General features: G+C 65.5%; 20 protein-coding genes and 1 riboswitch. Of the genes, 10 read left to right on the plus strand and 10 right to left on the minus strand.

The features are described 5' to 3' along the window. Positions 1-258: 258 nt before the first annotated feature. The 3 genes from AC1DS3_RS17260 to AC1DS3_RS17270 form a co-directional block, all read right to left on the minus strand. Positions 259-1830 (minus strand): benzoate-CoA ligase family protein, encoded by a 1572-nt coding sequence (locus tag AC1DS3_RS17260; protein ID WP_477127594.1) that lies wholly within the window; start codon positions 1828-1830, stop codon positions 259-261. 73 nt (positions 1831-1903) lie between these two features. Further along, positions 1904-3448, minus strand: coding sequence for a 3,4-dehydroadipyl-CoA semialdehyde dehydrogenase (locus AC1DS3_RS17265; RefSeq protein WP_441640051.1), 1545 nt, complete (start codon positions 3446-3448; stop codon positions 1904-1906). Between the two features lie 10 nt (positions 3449-3458). Beyond that, positions 3459-3923, minus strand: a complete 465-nt coding sequence (locus tag AC1DS3_RS17270) for a DUF4863 family protein (protein ID WP_441640050.1) — start codon at positions 3921-3923, stop codon at positions 3459-3461. 89 nt (positions 3924-4012) lie between these two features. Between AC1DS3_RS17270 and AC1DS3_RS17275 the strand changes: the two genes are divergently transcribed. From AC1DS3_RS17275 to boxA, 4 genes are all read left to right on the plus strand, one after another. Continuing rightward, entirely contained in the window at positions 4013-4987 is a 975-nt protein-coding gene (locus AC1DS3_RS17275; protein WP_441640049.1) for a helix-turn-helix transcriptional regulator, read from the plus strand. A gap of 117 nt (positions 4988-5104) precedes the next feature. Next, on the plus strand, positions 5105-6763 hold the full coding sequence (boxC, locus tag AC1DS3_RS17280) for a 2,3-epoxybenzoyl-CoA dihydrolase (protein WP_441640048.1): 1659 nt from the start codon (positions 5105-5107) through the stop codon (positions 6761-6763). Positions 6764-6876: 113 nt separating this feature from the next. Further along, the gene (gene boxB / locus AC1DS3_RS17285; RefSeq protein WP_441640056.1) at positions 6877-8304 is read left to right on the plus strand and encodes a benzoyl-CoA 2,3-epoxidase subunit BoxB; all 1428 of its coding nucleotides are present in this window, start codon (positions 6877-6879) and stop codon (positions 8302-8304) included. 123 nt (positions 8305-8427) lie between these two features. Then, positions 8428-9708, plus strand: a complete 1281-nt coding sequence (boxA, locus tag AC1DS3_RS17290; RefSeq protein WP_441640047.1) for a benzoyl-CoA 2,3-epoxidase subunit BoxA — start codon at positions 8428-8430, stop codon at positions 9706-9708. A 52-nt stretch (positions 9709-9760) separates the two neighbouring features. Here the strand turns inward: boxA and AC1DS3_RS17295 are convergent, their stop codons facing one another. Together AC1DS3_RS17295 and AC1DS3_RS17300 are read right to left on the minus strand one after the other, a co-directional pair. Next, positions 9761-10273, minus strand: coding sequence for a 6,7-dimethyl-8-ribityllumazine synthase (locus AC1DS3_RS17295; RefSeq protein ID WP_441640046.1), 513 nt, complete (start codon positions 10271-10273; stop codon positions 9761-9763). A gap of 88 nt (positions 10274-10361) precedes the next feature. Further along, positions 10362-10525: riboswitch (FMN riboswitch) on the minus strand. A 130-nt stretch (positions 10526-10655) separates the two neighbouring features. Continuing rightward, positions 10656-11744, minus strand: coding sequence for an MBL fold metallo-hydrolase (locus AC1DS3_RS17300; RefSeq protein WP_477127595.1), 1089 nt, complete (start codon positions 11742-11744; stop codon positions 10656-10658). Positions 11745-11913: 169 nt separating this feature from the next. Between AC1DS3_RS17300 and AC1DS3_RS17305 the strand changes: the two genes are divergently transcribed. From AC1DS3_RS17305 to AC1DS3_RS17315, 3 genes are all read left to right on the plus strand, one after another. Further along, a complete protein-coding gene (locus tag AC1DS3_RS17305; RefSeq protein WP_477127596.1) occupies positions 11914-12531 on the plus strand; it encodes a TetR/AcrR family transcriptional regulator in 618 nt (205 codons plus the stop codon). Positions 12532-12731: 200 nt separating this feature from the next. Then, the gene (locus AC1DS3_RS17310; protein WP_477127597.1) at positions 12732-14327 is read left to right on the plus strand and encodes an MFS transporter; all 1596 of its coding nucleotides are present in this window, start codon (positions 12732-12734) and stop codon (positions 14325-14327) included. 69 nt (positions 14328-14396) lie between these two features. Further along, on the plus strand, positions 14397-14861 hold the full coding sequence (locus tag AC1DS3_RS17315) for a MarR family winged helix-turn-helix transcriptional regulator (RefSeq protein ID WP_441640042.1): 465 nt from the start codon (positions 14397-14399) through the stop codon (positions 14859-14861). A gap of 53 nt (positions 14862-14914) precedes the next feature. Here the strand turns inward: AC1DS3_RS17315 and AC1DS3_RS17320 are convergent, their stop codons facing one another. Continuing rightward, entirely contained in the window at positions 14915-15808 is an 894-nt protein-coding gene (locus AC1DS3_RS17320; protein WP_477127598.1) for a DMT family transporter, read from the minus strand. 126 nt (positions 15809-15934) lie between these two features. Between AC1DS3_RS17320 and AC1DS3_RS17325 the strand changes: the two genes are divergently transcribed. Then, positions 15935-16729: an AraC family transcriptional regulator gene (locus tag AC1DS3_RS17325; protein ID WP_441640055.1), complete on the plus strand. Its 795-nt coding sequence runs from the start codon at positions 15935-15937 to the stop codon at positions 16727-16729. A gap of 9 nt (positions 16730-16738) precedes the next feature. Here the strand turns inward: AC1DS3_RS17325 and AC1DS3_RS17330 are convergent, their stop codons facing one another. The 3 genes from AC1DS3_RS17330 to AC1DS3_RS17340 form a co-directional block, all read right to left on the minus strand. Further along, positions 16739-18097 carry a cobyrinic acid a,c-diamide synthase CobB gene (locus AC1DS3_RS17330; protein ID WP_441640040.1) on the minus strand — a complete coding sequence of 453 codons (1359 nt, stop codon included), beginning with the start codon at positions 18095-18097 and terminating at the stop codon, positions 16739-16741. 179 nt (positions 18098-18276) lie between these two features. Continuing rightward, positions 18277-18978 (minus strand): response regulator, encoded by a 702-nt coding sequence (locus tag AC1DS3_RS17335; RefSeq protein ID WP_441640039.1) that lies wholly within the window; start codon positions 18976-18978, stop codon positions 18277-18279. Between the two features lie 424 nt (positions 18979-19402). Further along, the gene (locus AC1DS3_RS17340) at positions 19403-20356 is read right to left on the minus strand and encodes a LysR substrate-binding domain-containing protein (protein WP_441640054.1); all 954 of its coding nucleotides are present in this window, start codon (positions 20354-20356) and stop codon (positions 19403-19405) included. Between the two features lie 564 nt (positions 20357-20920). Here AC1DS3_RS17340 and AC1DS3_RS17345 point away from each other — a divergent pair. Next, the gene (locus AC1DS3_RS17345) at positions 20921-21229 is read left to right on the plus strand and encodes a transposase (RefSeq protein WP_441640038.1); all 309 of its coding nucleotides are present in this window, start codon (positions 20921-20923) and stop codon (positions 21227-21229) included. Between the two features lie 104 nt (positions 21230-21333). Next, the gene (locus tag AC1DS3_RS17350) at positions 21334-21702 is read left to right on the plus strand and encodes a hypothetical protein (protein WP_441640037.1); all 369 of its coding nucleotides are present in this window, start codon (positions 21334-21336) and stop codon (positions 21700-21702) included. A 29-nt stretch (positions 21703-21731) separates the two neighbouring features. Here AC1DS3_RS17350 and AC1DS3_RS17355 read toward each other — a convergent pair. Further along, on the minus strand, positions 21732-22347 hold a 616-nt coding region (locus tag AC1DS3_RS17355; RefSeq protein WP_477127599.1), incomplete at its 5' end, for a hypothetical protein.

A 22347-nucleotide genomic window follows, 5' to 3' on the forward strand; every position in this document is an offset into this window, starting at 1 on the left:
GCGATACTCAGACATGGGTCCCTCTTTTCCGCTCTTTTCGCCGAATCCCGAGGCGCCCCATACGGCCTGGTACACCTTGACGGCTCGCTTCGCATTGCGTTTGGGTGTTTCCCGCCCTTTCGGGCGGGAAACACGGCTACCACGGTTGGTTGATCTTGCCGCTGGTTGGCTCCCCTCTCCCGCTTGCGGGAGAGGGGTGGGGGGAGAGGGCGGGCGCTTGTCATGCCATTGGGCGCTGGCGTGCTCCTGCTTTGCTTGTCATGCTGGCGCGCATTCCATCTCGCGCAGCCTGAAGCGCTGGATCTTGCCCGTGGCCGTCTTGGGCAGCGCGGCAACGAACTCGATGACGCGCGGGTATTTGTAGGGTGCGAGCCGTTCCTTGACGAAGGCTTTCAGCTCCGCCTCGCTGACCTGCGCGCCGGCCTTGCGGACCACGAACGCCTTGGTCTTGGTGAGGCCAGTCTGGTCTGGCACGCCGATCACGGCGGCTTCGAGCACCGCGGGGTGCTGGGCCAGCGTGGCCTCCACCTCGAACGGGGACACATAGATGCCGCTGACCTTGAGCATGTCGTCGCTGCGCCCGGCATAGCTGTAGCTGCCGTCGGCGTTGCGCGCGTATTTGTCGCCGCTCTTGGTCCAGCCGCCGCGAAAGGTCTCGCGCGATTTTTCCMGGTTGCCCCAGTACATCAGTGCTGCGCTCGGCCCCTGGATATAGAGGTCGCCCACATCGCCGTCGGGCACGGCGTGGCCGTCTTCGTCGCGCAGTTCCACCGCATAGCCCGGCACCGGCCAGCCCGTGGTGCCGTAGCGAACCTGCCCGGGGCGGTTGGACAGGAAGATATGCAGCATCTCCGTGGACCCGATGCCGTCGATGATTTCGCAGCCGAAATGCGCGGTGAAACGTTCACCCAGGTCGGCGGGCAAGGCCTCGCCGGCGGAGGAGCACAAGCGCAGCGAGACCTGCTCGCGCGCGGGCAGCCCGGGCGCGGCGAGCATGCCCGCATAGCCAGTCGGTGCGCCGAAGAACACGGTCGGCTGATGGTCCAGCCAGCGCCTGAACGTGGCCTCGGGGGTTGGCCGCTCGGCCATCAGCACGACTGTGGCGCCCACGCTCAGCGGGAAGGTCAGGGCATTGCCGAGCCCATAGGCAAAGTAGAGCTTGGCGGCCGAGAAGCAGATGTCGGCCTCGCCCAGCGAGAGCACCGGCTTGGCATAGAGCTCGGCGGTCCAGTACGGGTTGCCCTGGCTGTGCAGCACGCCCTTGGGGCGCCCGGTGGAGCCTGACGAATAGAGCCAGAAGCCGGGATCGTCGGGGCCGGTGCTGGCCGGCGCGGCTAGCGGCGCGTTGCGCCCGATCCACCCATCGAGGGCGATCRTGCCATCGGGCAGCGGGCCGGCGGGCTGCGAGACGATCACGGTTCCGGCTTCGTGGCCGCCCTGGGCCATGGCCTGCTGCAGCACGGGCAGCAGTGCGCCGGATACCAGCACGGCCTGCGCGCGGCTGTGCTGCAGCATATAGGCGTAGTCGTCGGCGGTGAGCAGCGTGTTGACCGCCACCGGCACGATGCCGGCATACATCGCGCCGAGGAAGCACACCGGCCAGTCGTTGCCATCGTGCATCAGCAGCAGCACGCGTTCTTCGCGATGGATGCCGCTGGCCTGCAGCGCGGCGGCAACACGGCGGATGCGCTCGGCCAGCTCGCCGTAGCGCATCGCGCCGTGGTCGTCGATGTAGGCGGTCTTGCCGGGGCGCTGCGCGTTGCACGCGATCAGGTGCTGGGCGAAGTTGAACGGCGTGCCGGGTGGCTGGACTTGTGGTTCGGCTGTCATGCTTGTCTCCCCGTCTCTATGGATCGATGGATCGGTGTTCTGGTGGGTTTGCCGTGGCGGTGCTGGCGGAGCGTTAGAGCTGTGCCAGCACGCTGGTGCTTGCCTGCACGGCACTGCGCCGGTGATAGAAATTCAGCGCGCGCAAGCCGCCCAGCTCTTCGCCACCGCCCGCGCGGCCCGGGCCGCCGTGCAGCGATTGCGGCATGACGTTGCCGTGGCCGGTATGCAGTTGGGCAACTTCGGGTGAGATCACGTGGACGCGGCCATGGCTGTCGGCCAGTTCCACCGCGGCTTTGGCCAGCGCATCGGCATCGCTGCCGTAGAGCGATGCCACCAGCGAGCCCTGGCCCCGGCGCACGAGCGCCAGTGCGTGGGCGCTATCGCGGTAGGGCACCAGCGTGGCCACGGGACCGAACACCTCGGTGTCGTGCACGCGATCGGCAGCGTCCGCATCGCGCGTACCCAGCAGCGTGGGCCCGACGCAGCAGGCCACGGCCGGATCGGCATCGACCAGCGCGTGCAGCGCGCCGTCGTGCAATACCTCGGCCTGCGCTTGCAAGTAACCCAGCCCTTCGCGCACCGATTCGAGTTGCGCCCGGCTGACCAGCGCGCCCATGCGCACCGCTTCATGGCGGGGATTGCCCACGGGGACCTTGGCCAGCCGCGCGCCGATGGCATCGGCGGCAGCGCCATACAGCGCCTCGGGCACGAAGATGCGGCGGATGGCCGTGCATTTCTGCCCGGACTTGACCGTCATCTCCCGCGCGGCTTCCCTGGCCAGCAGATCGAACGCTTCGCTGCCGGCGGCCTCGCCGGGCAGCAGCAGGGCCGAGTTGACGCTGTCGGCCTCGATATTGACGCGCACCGAGCGCTGCGTCACCGCCGCATGCGAGCGGATCAGCGCGGCGGTCTGGGCCGAGCCGGTGAAGGAGACCGCATCGAACGGCTGCAGCTGGTCCAGCAGTCCGGCCGCGCTGCCGCACACCACCGACAGCGCGCCGGGCGGCAACACGCCAGCGTCCACCACGTCCCTGACCATGCGCTGGGTCAGCCAGGCGGTGGCCGTCGCGGGTTTCACGATCACGGGCACGCCCGCCAGCAGTGCCGGCGCGGCCTTTTCCCACAAGCCCCAGCTCGGGAAGTTGAAGGCGTTGATCAATAGCGCCACGCCGCGCGCGGGCACCAGCACGTGCTGCGACTGGAACAGCGGATCCTTGCCGAGCCGCGCGGCATCGCCGTCGATCAGATAGCGCCGCTCTCCCAGCGTGTCGCCGAGCTTGGCGTAGGTGCCGAGCGTGAAGATGCCGCCATCGATATCCACGGCGGAATCGTTGTGCACGGTGCCGCTGTTGGCGGTGGCGATCTCGTAATAGGCATCGCGGTTGGCCTGCAGGATCTTGACGAGGGCGGCCAGCATGGCGGCGCGCTCGCGGTAGGTCATGGCGCGCAACGCGGCGCCGCCTTGCTCGCGCGCAAAGGCGAAGCCGGCGGCGAGGTCGAGCCCGGTGGCGTCCACGCGCACCAGCGCACCGCCCAGTACAGGGTCGGACAGCGTCGCRCCGGCACCGGAGCCGGCTTGCCAGCGGCCGCCAAGATAGTTGGGGAGCAGTTCGGTCATGAAGGGAATCTCAGCGGGTAAAGTCGATGCGGCCGTCGGGCAGCAGGTAGAGCACAAGCGCGCGGCCGTGGCTGACAGTGGGCCGGTGCGCACTGCCTGGCGGGCAGACCAGCCAGCCGGCGGGGCGGCCGTCGAACTCGGCGGTGGCGTCGATCGGCACGATCAGGTCGATCTCGCCATTGGGGTGTGTGTGATGCGGCCCGGCGATGTCTTGCATGTCGACCACGTCGACGGAGAACCCGTGCAGATCCTCGGCCGGCTTGAAGATGCGGCCATAGCGGATGCCGCCGCCCTCGCGGTCGCACAGCCAGCCCTCGGCCACGCCGGCCTGGCAGGCTGCCTTGAGTTCGCTGTAAGTCGTGCTGCCTACGCCATGCTCGGCATTCAGCCAGGTATCCAGGGCGGCATCGAGTGGGCGGCCGGCAATGCGGGCCGTGAGCCGCGCGATCTGCTCGCGGAATTCGGTGGGGGACATGGAAGGGGCTCCGTTGGACTCAGCCGGGTTGCATACCCGCGCTTCATGCATTATTGTGCATGTGTGAAACATAGAGCCACCGAGAAATCATGTCAAGCACTATATTGCATGTTACCGGGTTAACGCGGGAGGCGCCTGACGAGCAGGACGCCGATGCCGCGCCAGGCAACGGCAGCGCTGCGGAAGCTGCCGGAGTGGAGAAAAACGCCTTTCTCGTCGCATTGGGCGAACGCGTGCGCGAGCTCCGCTCGCGCCGGGGCCTGACCCGCAAGGCCACGGCGCTGGCTGCCGGCGTTTCGGAGCGGCACCTGGCCAACCTGGAATACGGCAGCGGCAATGCTTCCATCCTGGTGCTGCTGCAGATCGCCTCGGCGCTGCACTGTTCGCTGGCCGAATTGCTTGGCGATGTGTCCACCTCGTCGCCGGAATGGCTGCTGATCCGGGAACTGCTGGAACACCGCGACGAAGGCACGCTGCGCCGTGTGCGCATTGCCGTGGGCGAGATGCTCGGCACCGGCGGCGGCAACGCCGCGCGCAGCCCGCGCGTGGCGCTGATCGGGCTGCGCGGTGCCGGCAAGTCCACGCTGGGCGGCATGCTGGCCGAGGACCTGGGCTTTCCCTTTGTGGAACTCAGCCGCGAGATCGAGAAGTTCGCCGGCTGCAGCATCTCGGAAATCCAAGGCCTGTATGGCATGAACGCCTACCGCCGCTATGAGCGGCGCGCGCTGGAGGAAGCCATCCAGATCTATCCCGAAGCGGTGATCGCCACGCCCGGCGGCCTTGTGTCCGACCCCGCCACCTTCAACCTGCTGCTGGCCCATTGCACCACGGTGTGGCTGCAGGCAAGCCCGGAAGATCACATGAACCGCGTGCGCGCCCAAGGCGACTTCCGCCCGATGGCCGCCAGCAAGGAGGCCATGGAAGACCTGCGCCACATCCTGGCCGGCCGCGCGGCCTTCTATTCCAAGGCGGAGTTCAGCGTCGACACCAGCGCCGAGCCGCTCGAACCCACCTTCCTGGCGCTGCGGGAGCGCGTGCGCTACGCACTGCAACTACCGCTCTGATTCCTTGGTGTATGGATGCACAATATTGCTTGACTGGGTTTTGTTGTATGAACTATAGTTCTTTCACCAACACCCAATCCATGCACTATTGTGCTTCATTGCTGAGGAGACACAGCCATGACTACCGCCCCCCGCGTCGAATACCAGACTGACCCGTCCCAGTACAAGCATCTCAAGCTGACCTTCGACGGCCCCATTGCCACGCTGGCGGTAGACATCGATGAAAACGCCGGCCTGCGTCCCGGCTACAAGCTCAAGCTCAACAGCTACGACCTCGGCGTCGACATCGAACTCAATGATGCGGTCAACCGCATCCGCTTCGAGCATCCCGAGGTGCGCACCGTGGTGGTCACCAGCGGCAAGGACAAGGTGTTCTGCTCCGGCGCCAATATCTTCATGCTGGGTGTCTCCAGCCATTCCTGGAAAGTGAATTTCTGCAAGTTCACCAACGAGACGCGCAACGGGCTGGAGGATTCGTCGAAGCACAGCGGCCTGAAGTTTCTCGCCGCGGTCAACGGCGCCTGCGCCGGCGGCGGCTACGAGCTGGCGCTCGCCTGTGACGAGATCATCCTCGTCGACGACCGCTCTTCCGCCGTGAGCCTGCCCGAAGTGCCGCTGCTGGGCGTGCTGCCCGGCACCGGCGGCCTGACCCGCGTGACCGACAAGCGCCATGTGCGCCACGATCTGGCGGATATCTTCTGCACCACCACCGAAGGGGTGCGCGGCCAGCGCGCCAAGGACTGGCGCCTGGTGGACGACATCGCCAAGCCCGCCGTCTTTGCGCAAAAAGTGCAGGAGCGCGCCCAGGCCCTGGCCGCGCAGAGCGACCGCCCGGCCAACGCCAGCGGCGTGGCGCTGACCCCGCTCGCGCGCACGCTCGAAGCCGACGCGCTGCGCTACACCCACGTCACCGTAGAGATCGACCGCGCGGGCCGCAAGGCTACCTTCACCGTGCAGGGCCCATCCGCCACGCAGCCGACCAGCGTTGCCGCCCTTGCCGAGGCTGGCGCCGCCTGGTACCCGCTGCAGCTGGCGCGCGAACTCGAAGACGCCATCCTGTCGATGCGCACCAACGAGCTGGATATCGGCACCTGGCTGATCAAGACCGACGGCGACGCCGCCAACGTGCTGGCCATGGACGCCACGCTGCTGGCCAACCAGGATCACTGGCTGGTGCGTGAGACCATCGGCCTGCTGCGCCGCACGTTCTCCCGCCTGGATGTGTCCTCGCGCAGCCTGTTCGCGCTGATCGAGCCGGGCTCCTGCTTTGCCGGCACCTTCCTGGAGCTGGCGCTGGCGTGCGACCGCAGCTACCACCTGGCGCTGCCGGACGACGAGGCGCGCGCGCCCAAGATCACCGTGGCCGAGACCAACTTCGGGCTGTACCCGATGGCGACCGGGCAGAGCCGCCTGGGACGGCGCTTCTACGACGAGCAACCGGCGCTGGACGCGGTGCGCGCCAAGGCGGGCCAGCCGCTGGACGCCGACGCCGCATTCGCGGTGGGCCTGGTTACCGCCAACCCCGACGACATCGACTGGACCGATGAAGTGCGCATCGCGCTCGAAGAGCGCGCGGCCATGTCGCCGGATGCGCTCACCGGCATGGAGGCCAACCTGCGCTTCAACGGCCAGGAGAACATGTTCACCCGCATCTTCGGGCGGCTCACCGCCTGGCAGAACTGGATCTTCCAGCGTCCCAACGCAGTGGGCGAGAAGGGCGCGCTCAAGGTCTACGGCAAGGGCGACAAGGCCGCGTTCGACTGGAACCGCGTCTGACCTGACATCGCCGATATCGCTGAGATCTCTGATATCGCACCTGAAGCCGAACCAGTAGCTGAATCCGAACCCGAATCCGCCGCATCCAACGCATAGCCAGCCCGGAGACCATGATGTCCAGCATCAACTACAGCGACAAGATCCCCAACAACGTCAACCTCAGTGAAGACCGCACGCTGCAGCGCGCGCTCGAGCAATGGCAGCCCAACTACCTGAGCTGGTGGAACGATATGGGGCCGGACGGCTCGCAGGATTTCGATATCTACCTGCGCACCGCCATCAGCGTCGACCCGCAAGGCTGGGCGCACTTTGGCCACGTGAAGATGCCGGACTATCGCTGGGGCATTTTCCTCAACCCCGCCGAGGCCAACCGCAAGATCCACTTTGGCGACCACAAGGGTGAAGACGCCTGGCAGGACGTGCCCGGCGAATACCGCGCCAACCTGCGCCGCATCATCGTCACGCAGGGCGATACCGAACCCGCATCGGTGGAGCAGCAGCGCCACCTCGGCCTGACCGCGCCGAGCATGTACGACCTGCGCAACCTGTTCCAGGTCAACGTGGAAGAAGGCCGCCACCTGTGGGCCATGGTCTACCTGCTGCACAAGTATTTCGGCCGCGACGGCCGCGAAGAGGGCGAAGCGCTGCTGGAGCGCCGCAGCGGCCAGCAAGACAACCCACGCATCCTGCAGGCGTTCAACGAGCAGACGCCGGACTGGCTGTCGTTCTTCATGTTCACCTATTTCACCGACCGCGACGGCAAGTTCCAGCTGTGCGCACTGGCCGAGAGCTCGTTCGATCCGCTCGCCCGCACCACCAAGTTCATGCTGACGGAGGAAGCGCACCACATGTTCGTGGGCGAGAGYGGCGTCTCGCGTGTGATCCAGCGCACCTGCCAGGTGATGAACGAGCTCAAGACCGACGACCCGGCCCGCTTGCGCGCCACCGGCGTGATCGACCTGCCGACCATCCAGCGCTACCTGAACTTCCACTACAGCGTGACCATCGACCTGTTCGGCGCGGATGAGTCGAGCAACGCCGCGACCTTCTACAGCACCGGCCTCAAGGGCCGCTACGAAGAAGGCAAGCGCACCGACGACCACGTGCTCAAGGGCCAGACCTACAAGGTCCTGCAGGCCAGCGGCGGCCAGCTGATCGAAAAGGAAGTGCCGATGCTCAACGCGCTCAACGAAGTGCTGCGAGACGACTACATCAAGGACAGCGTGGCCGGCGTGGAGCGCTGGAACCGCGTGATCGACAAGGCCGGCATCCCTTTGCGCCTGAAGGTCCCGCACAAGGCCTTCCACCGCAATATCGGCGCGCTCTCCGGCGTGAAGATCTCGCCGGATGGCCGGGTGATTTCGGACGCGGAGTGGAAAGCCAATGTCGACCAGTGGCTGCCTAGCGAGACCGACCGCGCCTATGTGGCCAGCCTGATGGGCCGCGTGGTCGAGCCCGGCAAGTTTGCCGGCTGGATCGCGCCGCCGGTGATGGGCATCAACCGCCAGCCGGTGGATTTCGAGTACGTGCGCTTCAACTGAGCGCCGCGAGTCGAAAGCCGAAACCGAGAATCGAAATCGAAAATCGCAAGAAGGCAGGGGCCCGGTGGGCTCCTGCGGCAAGAGGCCCCGGCCACAGGGGTCGCATCACCCCCGGAGTTCGCCATGGACATGTCCGACATCCAGGTCATCAGGCAGCACCTGATCGACCCCGAGATCTGCATCCGCTGCAATACCTGCGAGGCCACCTGCCCGGTCGCGGCCATCACCCACGATGCGCGCAACTATGTGGTCGACGCGGACAAGTGCAACGGCTGCATGGCCTGCATCTCGCCATGCCCGACCGGCTCGATCGACAACTGGCGCACCATGCCGCGCGCCAAGGCCTACAGCATTGTGGAGCAGTTTGGCTGGGACACGTTGCCTGACGAACTCTCCTCCGAGCAGCTTGCCGCGCAAGGCGTGGCGGCGGATGCCGAGCCGGTTCTCGAATCCGCCCCGGCGTCATCGCTAGCGGCCGTCACCGGCGAAGGCGGCTTCAACAGTGCCCAGTACGGCGCCACCGTGCCGCCGTGGTCGGCCGCCCATGCCTATACCAACCTCTATGGCGCCAAGGCCGCCGCCCGCTCCGTCACGGCCACCGTGGTTGGCAATGCGCGCGTCACCGAGGTCGGGCGCGACTACGATACGCACCATATCGTGCTGGACTTCGGCACCGCGCCATTTCCGGTGCTGGAAGGCCAATCGATCGGCATCGTGCCGCCGGGCGTGGACGCCAGCGGCCGCCAGCACCATGCGCGCCAGTATTCACTGGCCAGCCCGCGCAATGGCGAGCGGCCGGGCTACAACAACATCTCGCTCACCATCAAGCGCGTGCTGGAAGACCACCAGGGCAACCCGGTGCGYGGCGTCGCATCGAACTATATGTGCGACCTGCAGGTGGGTGACAAGGTGGAAGTGATCGGGCCGTTTGGCGCGAGCTTCCTGATGCCCAACCATCCGCGCTCCCATATCGTGATGATCTGCACGGGCACCGGCAGCGCGCCGATGCGCGCGATGACGGAATGGCGCCGGCGGCTGCGCAAGTCCGGCAAGTTCGAGGGCGGCAAGCTGATGCTGTTTTTCGGCGCGCGCACGCAGGAGGAGCTGCCTTACTTCGGCCCGCTGCAAAGCCTGCCCAAGGACTTCATCGATATCAACTTCGCGTTCTCGCGCACCCCGGGGCAGCCCAAGCGCTATGTGCAGGACGTGATGCGCGAGCGCGCAGCCGACCTGGGGCCGTTGCTGGCGGACCCGAACACCTGCTTCTACGTTTGCGGGCTCAAGAGCATGGAGGAGGGCGTGGTGCTGGCCTTGCGGGACGTGGCGCAGCAGGCGGGTTTGTCGTGGGACACGGTGGGCGCCGCGCTCAAGAAGGATGGGCGGCTGCATCTGGAAACGTACTGATTCCCTGAAGATGCGCGCCGCGCCCCCGAGCCCTAGCGCGGGCCAGATCCGGTCAAGCTACCAGCTTGCTCAGGCTTTCCACCGTCTTGATGCAGGCCTGCGCCGCCTCGCGGCCCTTCACGACGAAGTGCTCGCTGAAGAATTTGCGGTGGTCTTCATGATCGTGGAAGCTTTTCGGCGTCAGCACGGCGGAAAGCACGGGCACCTGCGTATCGAGCTGCACGCGCATCAGGCCGCTGATGACGGCGTCCGCGACAAACTCGTGGCGGTAGATKCCGCCATCGACGACAAAGCCCGACGCTACGATCGCCGCATAGCGCCCGGTGTCCGCCAGCTTGCGTGCATGCAGCGGGATCTCGAACGCGCCAGGCACTTCAATCACGTCCACCGCCTCGCGCGCTACGCCGCGCGCGGCCATTTCAGCGAGGAAGGCGTCGCGGGCCTGATGCACGATATCCGCATGCCATTGCGCATGGATAAACGCAAAGCGCCAGGCCGGATTGACGGGAGTGGTGTCCTGGAGGTCGCGGTGGTCGCGCTGGACAGGAGAAACTAACTGATTCATGGTCTTCTTCAGAAGAGTGGGTTACCAGAATCAGGGCGCACGAGTTTAGTCCCCCGGCGCCGGGAGACGGAGCGGGGGAACAGAAACATCGCGCTCTCTTTCATCCRGACTATGACCGTCGGCTTCGGAGTGACACCGAATCTGCTGACCCCGGCTCTCGGAGACTTCGAGAAGAACCGGGCGCTCGCGGGCTTATGCGAAAAAATCGCCATCACCGCCGGTGGGGACTTTCACCCCGCCCTGAGAACGCTGATGCAGGCGGAGAGCCTGCAACGCAGCCATGATACACCGTGATGCGATTGTGAGTTTGGCGTGGCTCAGGCCAGCCGACTGGCCGCCAGCGCGGGAATCTCCTCGGCGGCCCGGGCGGTCATTGTTTTTCTCAGGGCTGTTCGTTGACGATGCGCGGGCTTGCGGGCGGCATCGATTTGCGGTTGCGGCGCGTCTTTACGTCCAGCCACCAGCGATCCCCGTTGTGCGCTTGCAGGATGCTGACGGCCTCGCCCATGCGCGGGGTGCTGACGGGAACGCCGCGCGCGGCGGCCAGCGCGATGATGCGGTCGAAGGGCTCGTGCCAGGCGTGCATGGCCAGGTCGAAGGTGCCGTTGTGAATCGGCAGCAGGCAATTGCCCCTCAGGTCGATATGCGCCTGCAGGGTCTGCTCAGGCTGCATGTGCACGGCGGGCCAGTTCACGTCGTAGGCGCCGGTTTCCATCAGTGTGAGATCAAATGGGCCATACCGCTCGCCAATGCGCTTGAAGCCATCGAAGTAGCCCGTGTCGCCACTGAAGAACACGCGCAGACCGGTGTGCAGAATCACCCACGATGCCCACAGCGTACGGTTGCCGTCAAATGGCGTTCGCCCGGAAAAATGCTGTGCCGGTGTAGCGACAAAGCGCACGCCCTCCACCTCGGTGGTTTGCCACCAGTCGAGCTGTCTCACCTTGCCCGCGTGGATCCCCCAGTCGATCAGGCGATCCCCTACGCCCAGCGGCGTCAGGAAGTGCTCGGTCTTGTCCGCCAGTGCCATGATGGCCGCGCGGTCCAGGTGATCGTAGTGATCGTGCGAGAGGATCACCGCCTTGATGGGCGGCAAATCGTCGATGCCAATCGGCGGTTGATGGAAACGCTGCGGCCCAGCCCATTGCACCGGCGAAGCGCGCTCGCTAAAGACCGGATCCGTGATCCAGAAAGCGTTGCGCAGTTTCAGCAGCACGGTGGAATGCCCAAGCCGGAATACCGTGTTGTCCGGCGCGGYGAGCAGGTCAGCCTGCGTCAGCGTTTGCACCGGAACCGGGCCGGCGGGCTGGGTGTCCGCGGGTTTGTCGAAGAGAAAGCGCCAGGCGATGCCGAGGGTCTTGAGCAAGCCGCCCTTTGGCGGCCCGGCCAGGGCGCGTGCCTGGCTCGCGCGCGATTCCGGCGACTGGGTGTAGCTCTGGCGGCTGACGGGACGGGGCGAATGATTGGTCATGATGGCAATCAGGATCCAAAGTGGGGGCAGGGCAAGCGGCGGGGGCCGTTCCATCCAGCTTCGATTTGCAAAAACTGTACTGCACAGTGTAGTTTCCATTTTCTGGAAAGTAAACTTGTCGGTGTAAAATTACCCCCTTTCCCCGACGCCAAGGCCCCCCAGGAACGCCATGCCCCCAGCCCAACGCCTGACGGATCRCAAACGCGAAGCCATCATTCAGGCCGCCATCGCCGAGTTCCGCGACAACGGCTTCGAAGTCACCAGCATGGACAAGGTCGCCGCCCGGGCAGCGGTTTCCAAGCGCACGGTGTACAACCACTTCGCCAGCAAGGACGAGCTGTTTGCCGAGATACTTTCCCAGTTATGGGAGAGCAGCCAGGGCGACCTTGACATGGCTTACGCGAGCGACCAGCCGGTGGATGCGCAGCTGCGCGAGCTGGTGCGCCTGAAGATGAACATGCTCAACAACGCCAGCTTCATCGACCTGGCACGCGTTGCCATCGCCGAGACCATCCACTCGCCAGAGCGGGCGAGGGAAATGGTCGCCAGGCTGGGCGAGCGGGAGGAGGGCATCAATGTCTGGATACGCGCGGCGCAGGCCGACGGCAAGCTGAAAGCGGCGGATCCCGCCTTTGCCGCCTGTCAGCTACAGGCGCTGATCAAGGCCTTCGCCTTCTGGCCGCAGATCACCATGGGACAGCCGCCGCTGGATGCGGCGTTGCAGCGGCAGGTGGTGGATTCGGCGGTTGCGATGTTTCTTGCGCAGTATGGGGTGGCTCTGGCTTGAAGGGTTTTGCTGGTCCATGCCACCGATGACGCTGTGCCGATCTAGGCACCCGGCCAGGTCGGCCAGCCCAGATGCTTCTCGGTGCCGAGAGCGGCCGGCGGTGCGGATTCCGGTTGCATCTGTCGATCGCAATCTCTATCACCGGCTCCCCGACCCTGCCCTATAATGATTGACTACACAATCATTGATGGGACAATAAAATGATTTCGCAGCCTCACGAGGCGCATAGCAGCGGGCAGGTGCTGCCATTCCGCGAGTCCCTGCTGGCCATRCTGGGTATCGCGTTCGTGGTGATGTTGGTCGCACTTGACCAGACCGTGGTCGGCACCGCGCTGCCGACCGTGGTGGCCGAACTGCAGGGGTTCGAGTACTACGCCTGGGTGGCGACGGCCTATCTGCTGATGTCGGTGATCACCGTGCCGATCTTCGGGCGGCTGGGCGATTACTACGGGCGAAAGCCCTTCGTGATGGCGTCGATCGTTGTGTTCACGCTGGCTTCCGCGTTGTGCGGCATGGCAACGAGCATGCCGTTCCTGGTGCTTGCGCGCGGCCTGCAGGGCATTGGCGGCGGCATGTTGGTGGGCACTGCCTTTGCTTGTATCCCTGACCTGTTCCCCGATTCGCATGTGYGCCTGCGCTGGCAGGTGATGATGAGCGCGGCGTTCGGCATTGCCAACGCGGTGGGGCCGTCGCTTGGCGGCGTGCTGACCGAGGCCTATGGCTGGCGCTCGGTGTTCTACGTGAACTTGCCGGTGGGCTTGCTGGGGTTGTGGTTTGCCTGGCGCTACCTGCCGCACTTGCGCCAGCAGACCAATACCGGCGCGATCAAGGTGGATTGGCTCGGCGCGGCGTTGATCGGYGTGGGGCTGGGCGGCTTGCAGCTGTGCGTGGAGCTGATGCCCGAGCGTGGGTTCGGGCTGGTCACCGGCGGCTTGCTGGTGATGTCGGTGTGCGCGCTGGTTGGGTTATGGCAATGGGAGCGCCGCACGCCGAACCCGATCCTGCCGCTGGAGATGTTCCGCAATCCCGGGCTGGCGCCATTGTTCCTGCTGGCCGTGTTCGTCGGCTTCGCGATGTTCTCGTTGCTGCTGTACGCGCCGCTGCTGTTCCAGGGGGGCTTTGGCTATTCGCCGAAGGAGGCGGGCGTGCTGGTGACCCCGCTGGTGGTGTGCATCACGGTGGGCAGTATCATCAATGGGCGCATCATCACCCGCATCCGCCAGCCTAACAATATGCTGTATGCGGGATTCGGCATGCTGGCGCTGGCTTGCCTTGGGCTGTCCCAGGCGACGCGCGGGATGTCGCACCAGTTGTTGCTGGGCATGATGCTGCTATGTGGCTTCGGGCTCGGCTTCATCATGCCCAACCTGACGGTGTTTGCGCAGCAGACCGCGGGCCGCGAGCATCTGGGCATTGCCACGGCGATGCTGCAGTCGCTGCGCATGGTCGGCGGCATGATCGGTACTGCCGTGGTGGGCACGTTGGTCACGCGCAGCTACCTCAGTGGCGTGCACGACGCGCTGCAGAGCGCTGGCGCCGGGCAGTGGCAGGCGCGCATGGCGGATCCGCAGATCCTGATCGACCGTGCGGCGCAGGCTAGCCTGCTGTCGCAGCTGGAGGCTGCCGGGCACAATGGCGCCTTGTTGCTGGAGCAGGCCCGGCTGTCGCTGGTTGGGGCCATTCATATGGGGCTGGCGCTGGCCGCGGTGATTGCGGTGCTGGGCCTGTGGCGTTCACGGCGGGTGCCGCCGATCAAGCTGGAGCGCGCCGTCAAGCCGGTCATGGCAACGGAGTAGGGCGCGGGGCTAGCCGATAATGTGGGGAGGTTGCCCGTCGCGTGACGGTGCCCCAAGCAGGAGATTGGAGTGGAATTGGAGCGTCAAAGCCTGGCTGTGCTACAGCAGTTCGGGCGAACTTACCGGGCCTATGCCGCGGCTTTCGAGCAGCGCATCGGCCATCCCTTGCCGCGCTGGCGCATTCTGTCCGCGTTGTACACGCACGCCGGGCCCATCGCGCAGAAGCCCCTTGCCGACCGCGTCGGCATGGACCCGGGCGCGCTCACGCGCCAGCTCAAGGCGCTGCAGGAGCTCGGCTGGGTCGAGCGCAACACCAGCGAGCGCGACAACCGCGTGACCAACGTCACCCTGTCGGCGCTCGGGCATGGCGTAGTGGAGCAGGCATTGCCGCTGCGCTCGGCGTTTCTGCAGGACGTGCTGGAAAACGTCTCCGAGACCACCATGCGCAATCTGTCCAAGGGACTGGAAGAGCTTGAGGGCGGCATTGCCGAAGCGGTGCTGCGCACACAGCAGGACAAGGCGGACGCCGTGTGAGCGCGGCATCCACGATGACCTTGCCCCAACCGTCCTGACTAACCCAGCTGTCCCTACGGCCGGGCCAGTTGCAGCCTCAACGGCGCCATCCATATCTCGGCCAGCAGCACGCCCAACACCGTGAGCACCCCGCCGACCGCGTGATATGGCGCGAGCGATTCGCCAAGCAAGCCCGCAGCAATCAGCGCGGTGAGCAGGGGGATCAAGTTGAAGAACATGCTCGCACKGCTCGGCCCGATGCGGGCGACGGCGTGCATCCACACCAGCGGTGCAACCATCGATGCCATAAGCCCGGCGAACCCGACCAGAGGGAGATTGGCGGCCGAGAGGCCCATCTTTGGCGTGAGCAGGTATAGCGGCAGCAACGCGATGACGGCCGCGACGATCTGCAGGTAAAGCAGTTGCAGCGCCGGCACGTCCTTCATCTTCCAGCGCTTGAGCAAGATCACATAGACCGCGTAGGCCAGCATGGCCAGCAGCATCAGTGCGTCCCCGAGGTTGGCGCCGCTGGTCAGCAGGCTGCCCAGGTTTCCCGACGATACGACCACCAGCACGCCGGTAATCGACAGCACGGACCCCGCCACGGCGCCAGCGGTCAGGCCCTGTCCCAGTAGCAAGATCGACAATGCCAGCACCATCATCGGCGTGAGCGAGCCGATGATGCCCATGTGGGTCGCCGTGGTCAGGTAGGCGGCATAGTAGGCCAGGCACTGATAGGCCACCATGCCGAGCAGGCCCAGCACGGCGATCCGCCCCAATCCGGGCCGGATCGCGGCCCAGTTGCGCAGCACGGGACGCAGTGCCAGCGGCGTGAAGAGCACGGCTGCCAGCAACCAGCGGTAGAAGCTGATCTCGGCCGGCGCGATGGTGCCGGCGGCCATTTTGCTGACGACGGTGTTGCCTGACCAGATCACGACGGCCAGGAGCGGAAAGGCGTATTGCCACATGAGCGCTTTCTCTGATGTGTTTGGAACGCTATCATGAGCGCGTCTGTGTTGATCTATATAGCTCAATTAGGACATATCGACCGGAATTCCGGACTCTGTGTAGCAACGGACCCAAAAAGCATGGCCATGGCCGACAAGTGGCGTTTCCTGCCGATCCTGGATGTCGAAGGGATGGAAGGCCCCTTCTACCTGCGCTACGACGAGTTCGGCGCCGATACCCTGGCGGAGGCGCACAGTCATAGCTGGGGTCACCTGAACTACGCCGCGCACGGCTCGATGCAGATGGAAACCGTGGGCATGCGGCTGCTTTCCCCGCCGCAGTACGCCATATGGATTCCGCCAAAGGTGGTGCACAGCTGCACGTTGCGCCACGCGATCGTTTACCGCTCGATCTACATCGAGCCCGGCCTATGCGCGCAACTGCCGGCCGAGCCCTGCACGGTGCGCATCAGCCCGATCATCAAGAGCGTGCTGGCGGATTTTGCCGCGCGCGACCTGCATGTGCCGCGCACGCCCGCCGATCTTCGGCTGGCGCATGTGGTGGTTGACCAGCTTGCCGTGGCGCCGGTGCAGCGCTGTTACCTCCCGGCGGCAACCACACCCGCCCTGGCCGCCGTGCTGGAGGCGCTGCAGGCCGATCCTGGCGACCATCGCACGCTGGCTGAATGGGCTGCCAGCGTGCACATGACCGAACGCACCCTTGCGCGCCGTTGCCAGCACGAGCTGGCCATGTCCTTCGGCGACTGGCGCCAGCGTCTGCGTTTCCTGCGTGCCATCGATGCCCTGGAGGCGGGCCGCAGCGTGCAGGAGATCGCGTTCGCACTCGGCTACAGCACGGCATCCGCGTTTATCGCGATGTTCCAGCGCGAGGCTGGCGTCACGCCGGAGCAGTACCGGCGCGAGTTTTGTGGCATTACGTGATGCTTGCACTTACCGCGCGCCGCCGAACAGCGCTGCAATGGACAACAGGTTGGACGGGAAATACAGATGCGTGTAGGACGCCGTCAGCGCGCCCTGCCGGAACACCGCTTCGCCCCGCGACCCGTCGCGCGGCACGGTGGCGTGGCAGTAGGGCGCCAGCGGGGTTTGCGCGCTGGAGTAATGGAAGGTGTGGCCGCGCAAGGTGCCTTCGGGCAGCGCCAGTTGTTGATGGCCGAGCGCGGCAAGGCGGCGTTGCATGATCACCGTGCCAGGCAGCAGGCCCGCCACGGCGTGGCTATGCCCGGCCTTGTCGACCAGCGTCTCGAACAACGCCATCATGCCGCCGCATTCGGCCAGGATCGGCAGGCCGTTGGCATGGGCTTGGCGCAGGGCGGCCAGCATGCCTGTGTTGGCCGACAGGCGCGCGGCGTGCAGCTCGGGGTAGCCGCCGGGCAGCCAGAGCGCATCGCAGGCGGGCAAGGCAGCGTCGTCGAGCGGGGAGAAGAAGGCCAGCCGGGCGCCGAGCGCCTGGAGCGTATCCAGGTTGGCAGGGTAGATAAAGCGGAACGCGGCGTCGCGGGCGATGGCGATGGTCTTGCCGGCCAGCAGCGGCGGCGGCACGGGCAGCGGCGCCGCCGCGGCAATCTCCACGGCCGCGGGCAGGGCGCCGATGGGTTGCCCGGCGAGTGCATCCGCGAGGCGGTCCAGCCGCGTGTTGAGGTCGGGCAGTTCATCGGCCGCCAGCAGGCCCAGGTGCCGCTCGGGCAGCGATGCCGCGTTGTCGTGCGCTAGCGCGCCGGCCCAGGCGATATGCGCCGGCAGGCTCTCTTTCAGCATATCGGCGTGCCGCGGGGAGGCCACCCCGTTGGCAAGCACTTGCATGGAAGCCAGCGGCTGGCCGTAGCCCGCCAGCCCGAAGGCCAGCGCGCCAAACGTCTGCGCCATCGCGCCGGCCTGGATCACGCTAAGCACCGGCAGGCCGAAATGGCGCGCCAGGTCGGCGCTGCTGGGGGTGCCGTCGTGCAGGCCCATGACGCCCTCCACCAGGATCAGGTCGGCTTCGGCCGCTGCCTGGGCAAGGCGTGCCGCGGCGTCTTCGGCGCCGGTCATCCACAAGTCGAGCGAGTGGACCGGCGCGCCACTGGCAGCCGCGAGAATGGAGGGGTCGAGGTAGTCGGGGCCGCTTTTGAAGACGCGGACGGTGCGGCCGGCGCGGCGGTGCAGCCATGCCAGCGCGGCCGTCACGGTGGTCTTGCCCTGGCCCGAGGCCGGCGCCGCCACCAGCATGGCGGGCACGCGCAGGGGCCTTGCCGCATCGGATGGGGTGCCTGGAGCGGCGGGTGCGGTGGTTGCGGCAAGGTTGGACATGGCGATGACGTTGGTTGGCTAAGAGGCCATTTCAAAAAGATGCTGGCGTCGTTGCGCGGCCTTGGCGTACCACTTGTACTGTCTGCGGCCGCGCGCCTAGCCAGAACCGCTTCGCTTCATGTTGAAACGGCCTCCAAGTAGCGAGGCTGGCAGAAACGGCTGCCTGCGCGGCGCTGCGATTATAGCCAGTCGGACTGGCTGGCCGGCTGGCTCTCCTGAGGACGATCCGGGTTCGGCAGCACCAGGCCCTGTTGCGCCGCGAAGTCGAACAGCTCGCGCTCATTGCTGGCCCCCAGCTTACGCATGGCGCTGTTTTTCTGGCGGCTGATGGTCTTGACGCTGCGGCTCAGCTGCCCGGCAATCCCGGTGATCGAGTTGCCACTGAGGTAGAGCCGCATGACTTCGGACTCGCGTACCGACAGGCACAGGGCGCCGGCGCTGCCGGGCGCGTAGTGGGCGCCGGACTGCTCCAGCACGCGCGCGGCGGAGTCGCCGATAAAGCGCAGCCCGCGTTCGACGCGGATGATGGCGGTGACCAGTTCGTCCAGCTGCGAGTCCTTGAGCAGGAGACCATGGGCGCCTGCGTTCAGGATGGCGCGCAGGACCAGCGGGTTGGTGATCATGGTGAGCACCACCACGGCTAACGCCGGAAAGTGCCGCCGCAGGCTGGCTAGCAGGCGGATGCCATCGCTCGCGTTGCTGCAGGGCATGTGGTAATCGGTGACGACGATATCCGGCCGGAATGCGCGCACGGCCTGCAGCAGCTCGGCGGAGCTGTGGACATCCGCGCAGACCTCCCAGCCGGTCTGGTTCCGCAACTGGCTCCTGACTGCGAGCGTAATGGCGGGATGGTCATCGGCAATCAAGATTTTCAAAGGCATGGCAATGCTCCTGCGCAAGCGCAGGCATGCACGGTGTCCGGGCCGCACATGCCTGGCGCGAGCTGGAAGGGCTTGCGGCACGGATGCCGCGAACATGAAAAGCGAGTGCTTCGATTCGCGTTGGGCGGCGCTTGCCGCAAGGGGATCGCGCCCTTGAAAAAAAGCGCCGCACGGCTTTTCGCCGGCGGCGCGAACAGCACAGGAACAAAGCACCTCCAGGCGCATGCTTTGCTCGGACGAACAGGAAGCAGGAGGTGCCCATGAAGCATAAGCGTTGGCTTCGGCGTCAGGACTGAGACTATTCTCAATTTTGAGAGGAGGACGCGGAAACCCTCACGGGCCGGCGGGCGTGGCTAGCCGCAAGCCGACACGCCGCAGCGCGGCGTGCTTCAGTGGCAGCAGGGGGCAGCAGGGGGCAGCAGGGTCAGGCTGCGTAGGCAGAGGTGCGCGTCTCGTGTGACTGGTGACGGCGGTCGATGGCGGTGACGGGATCACGCAGCACGGTGCTCCCGATCTCCATGATGCCGCGCAGTGCGTTGCCGGCGCGCACAGGCGCCCAGAAATGCAGGGCTGCCCATTCCGGGAAGCCGCCGGGCGGCGCCAGCAGGCGCGTTTTGTGTGTGCGTGTCACTAGAGGCACGTTGAAATCCAGCAGCGGACAGATGCCGCCCGCGGCAAGCAGCAGCGCAACTTGCGTGTGCCAGGACGGCACCACGGTTTCCCGGTAGGCGGGATCGTGCGCGAGCCGGTTCAGGAAACCCTGCAGCGGGCTACCGGGCTCGGTGTCTTCCTGCAGCAGTATCCACTCGTGCCGGCTATCCGCATCCTCAACGCCGCCTGGCCGCACCACGCTGACTAGGCGGCGCGGCGTGGCCATGATGTTGTGCAGCGCTATGTCTTCTGGCACAAAGTGACTATCGACCACGAAGGCGCAGTCCAGCTCGCCGCTGCCAAGCTGGGTGGCCAGCGCGGCGTCGGCAAAGACCGGCCGCGTCATGAAGCGGTCATCGGGAAACTGCTCGCACAAGGCCGTGAGGATCTCGGTAATGACCGGATCGCCGATCGACGGCGAAAACCCGATCGAGATACGGCGGTGCGGGCTTGCCTCCTCGGCGACGGGGGCGAGCGGGCGTACCAGGTGCGCCCATGTTGACAAGATCTGGCGGGCGGTCTGCTCCAGCCGCAGGGCATGCGCGGTAGGTTCCAGCGTGCCATTGCGCTTGATGAAAAGTGGGTCGCCGGTGATTTCGCGCAGACGCGCGAGGCTGTAGGCAATGGTCGGAACCCGGCCTTGCGTGCAGGCGGCGACGGCGCTGAGGTCACGATATTCCATCAACAAAACAAAAACGTGCAAGAGCTTGGTGCTGACGTGCCGCATGGTGACTTCTCCGGATTTCAAACTTGTTTTTGTTTTCTTCTCTGTCTCTGCGCCAAGACCCTGAAGCCCGAAGGCCATGCCGCATCTGCCGTGCCGGGGAGCTGGCGTATCTGGTCCATTGCCGTGCCAGGCCGTCAAGACAAGCCCCCTCACAGCGTCATTGCATCCGCAAGGCATGATGGTCTTCAAAATCTCCCGACAAACTGGGGGAATTACGACGCAGTGCTGCTTGCATGTGGCCCGGTATAGAGAAGCAACGCTGAAAAAATGACCAGCCGACCGGCTACGCGTTGCGCTTATCGTCGCCAGCCTGCGCCGGGGCGCGAGGCCCGGTTGCTGGAGATGGAAATTTGGTTAATGCCAGACAAGATTAATGCAGAACTTTGAAACTTGCCAGTGGTCTCGTGAAAATCATTTCATAAAAATCGATCAAAAAATACTCTTTGTTAGGACATGAAGACATTGACAATATTCTTTTCATTCTGATCATAAATTGGCTCGATTTGGCGTGTAGTGCGCCGAAAAATTGGTATTTTGTCCGTTTAACCGGATTTTTTCGGTTGAATGAAAGTAAAAGAACGAATCCGGAAATCAAGAGTGGGAATATCAAATATTGGAAATTCGTTCTGCTTTTTTGGCGACGCGTCCTTCTATGGCTGGCGCATCAAGTACGGCCAGGGCGCTGGCAGCGAAGCGCGCGACAACCGCAAGTTGCGAGACCTGCAGGAGGAAAACACCCGCCTCAAGAGTATGCTTGCAGATGCGCTGCTCAAGCTTGAGCAACTGCGCAATCGCACTGGTCGGGCCGGCAACGGCAAGGAACGAAGCCAAGTCTGGTTCGTGCCTGCATTGCCGGCGGCTGCCGCCACCTAAGGAGGGACATCGGAAACATGCGGTTTTTCGGTACCAGCCAGCAGGGCGACCCCTGGAACATCGTCATGGAAGGCGCAATGCGCCCCCGCTGTGGAGAACTGAACATGAAACGGGCTTCGATCATCATGGCTGCCGCCCTGGGCCTGGGGCTGCTTGCGGGCCAGGCTGCCACTGCGGCCGAGCTGGAAGTGCCCGCGCCGATGGTCGCGCCGCCGCCGCCGCGGCTCTTGCTGGATACCGCCACCGACAATGTCGGGCCGGCGGCGGACGGCACCCTCACGCCATCCCAGCGCACCCATTGCCAGGGCTTGCTCGACAAGATCAATGCACTGCCAGCGGGAGCGCAATGGACCACCGGCAAAGCCACCGTGACCAGCGCGGATGGCAGCACCCATCCCAATATCGAGCGGCAAGCGGAGCGCAAGAAGCTCGACGAGGCGTATCGCCAGGAATGCGCGCAGGAAAGAAAATAGTCTTTACTTCGAGTCTTTACTTCGAGTCTTTACTTCGGGCCGCAGCGGTCTGGCGTAATCGTGACGTCTCCCAGCGGGCGGTTGCCGATTCCCGCGTAACGATAGCTCAGCGTGATGCCTAACTGGCCCAGCACCGGCACGTCCGGGTTGCGGCAGATGCCGCGCTCGAGCACGGGGCGGGCGCTCGCCATGAACGCCGCGGTGCCCTCGCGGGTCGCATCCACGCCAACCAGGCTGAGGCGGAACTGCACGCGCTTGCCGGGCGAGACGCTGCATCCCTCCATCCGCGTCGCGGCGTCCAGCATGAATGGCCCGGCGCGCGTCAGTTCCTGGCAAGCCGTGTCGAGTTCTGCGTCTGAGCTGGCCACACCGCCGGTAAGGCGTGTCACGCCACTCATGCCGGTGCTCCTGCCATCCACCGTGCCTAACAGCAGTCTCGCTAGCGTTGACAGCGAGGCCGGCGCGGCGGCCGCCGGCACCAGTGCGGCCACCATCAGGAAGCCAAGTGGCGCCAGGCCCGCGCGCACGGCGAAAGGGAAGTCCCGCATAGAGATACAGGCACCGGAAGCGATATCGAGCGCCAGCGGCATGGCCGCAGGGTGATTTTCCCGGGGGCTACCCCGCACACGGCGGCATAGTCTGAAC

The sequence above is a fragment of the Cupriavidus sp. 01L46 genome (genome assembly GCF_056399905.1).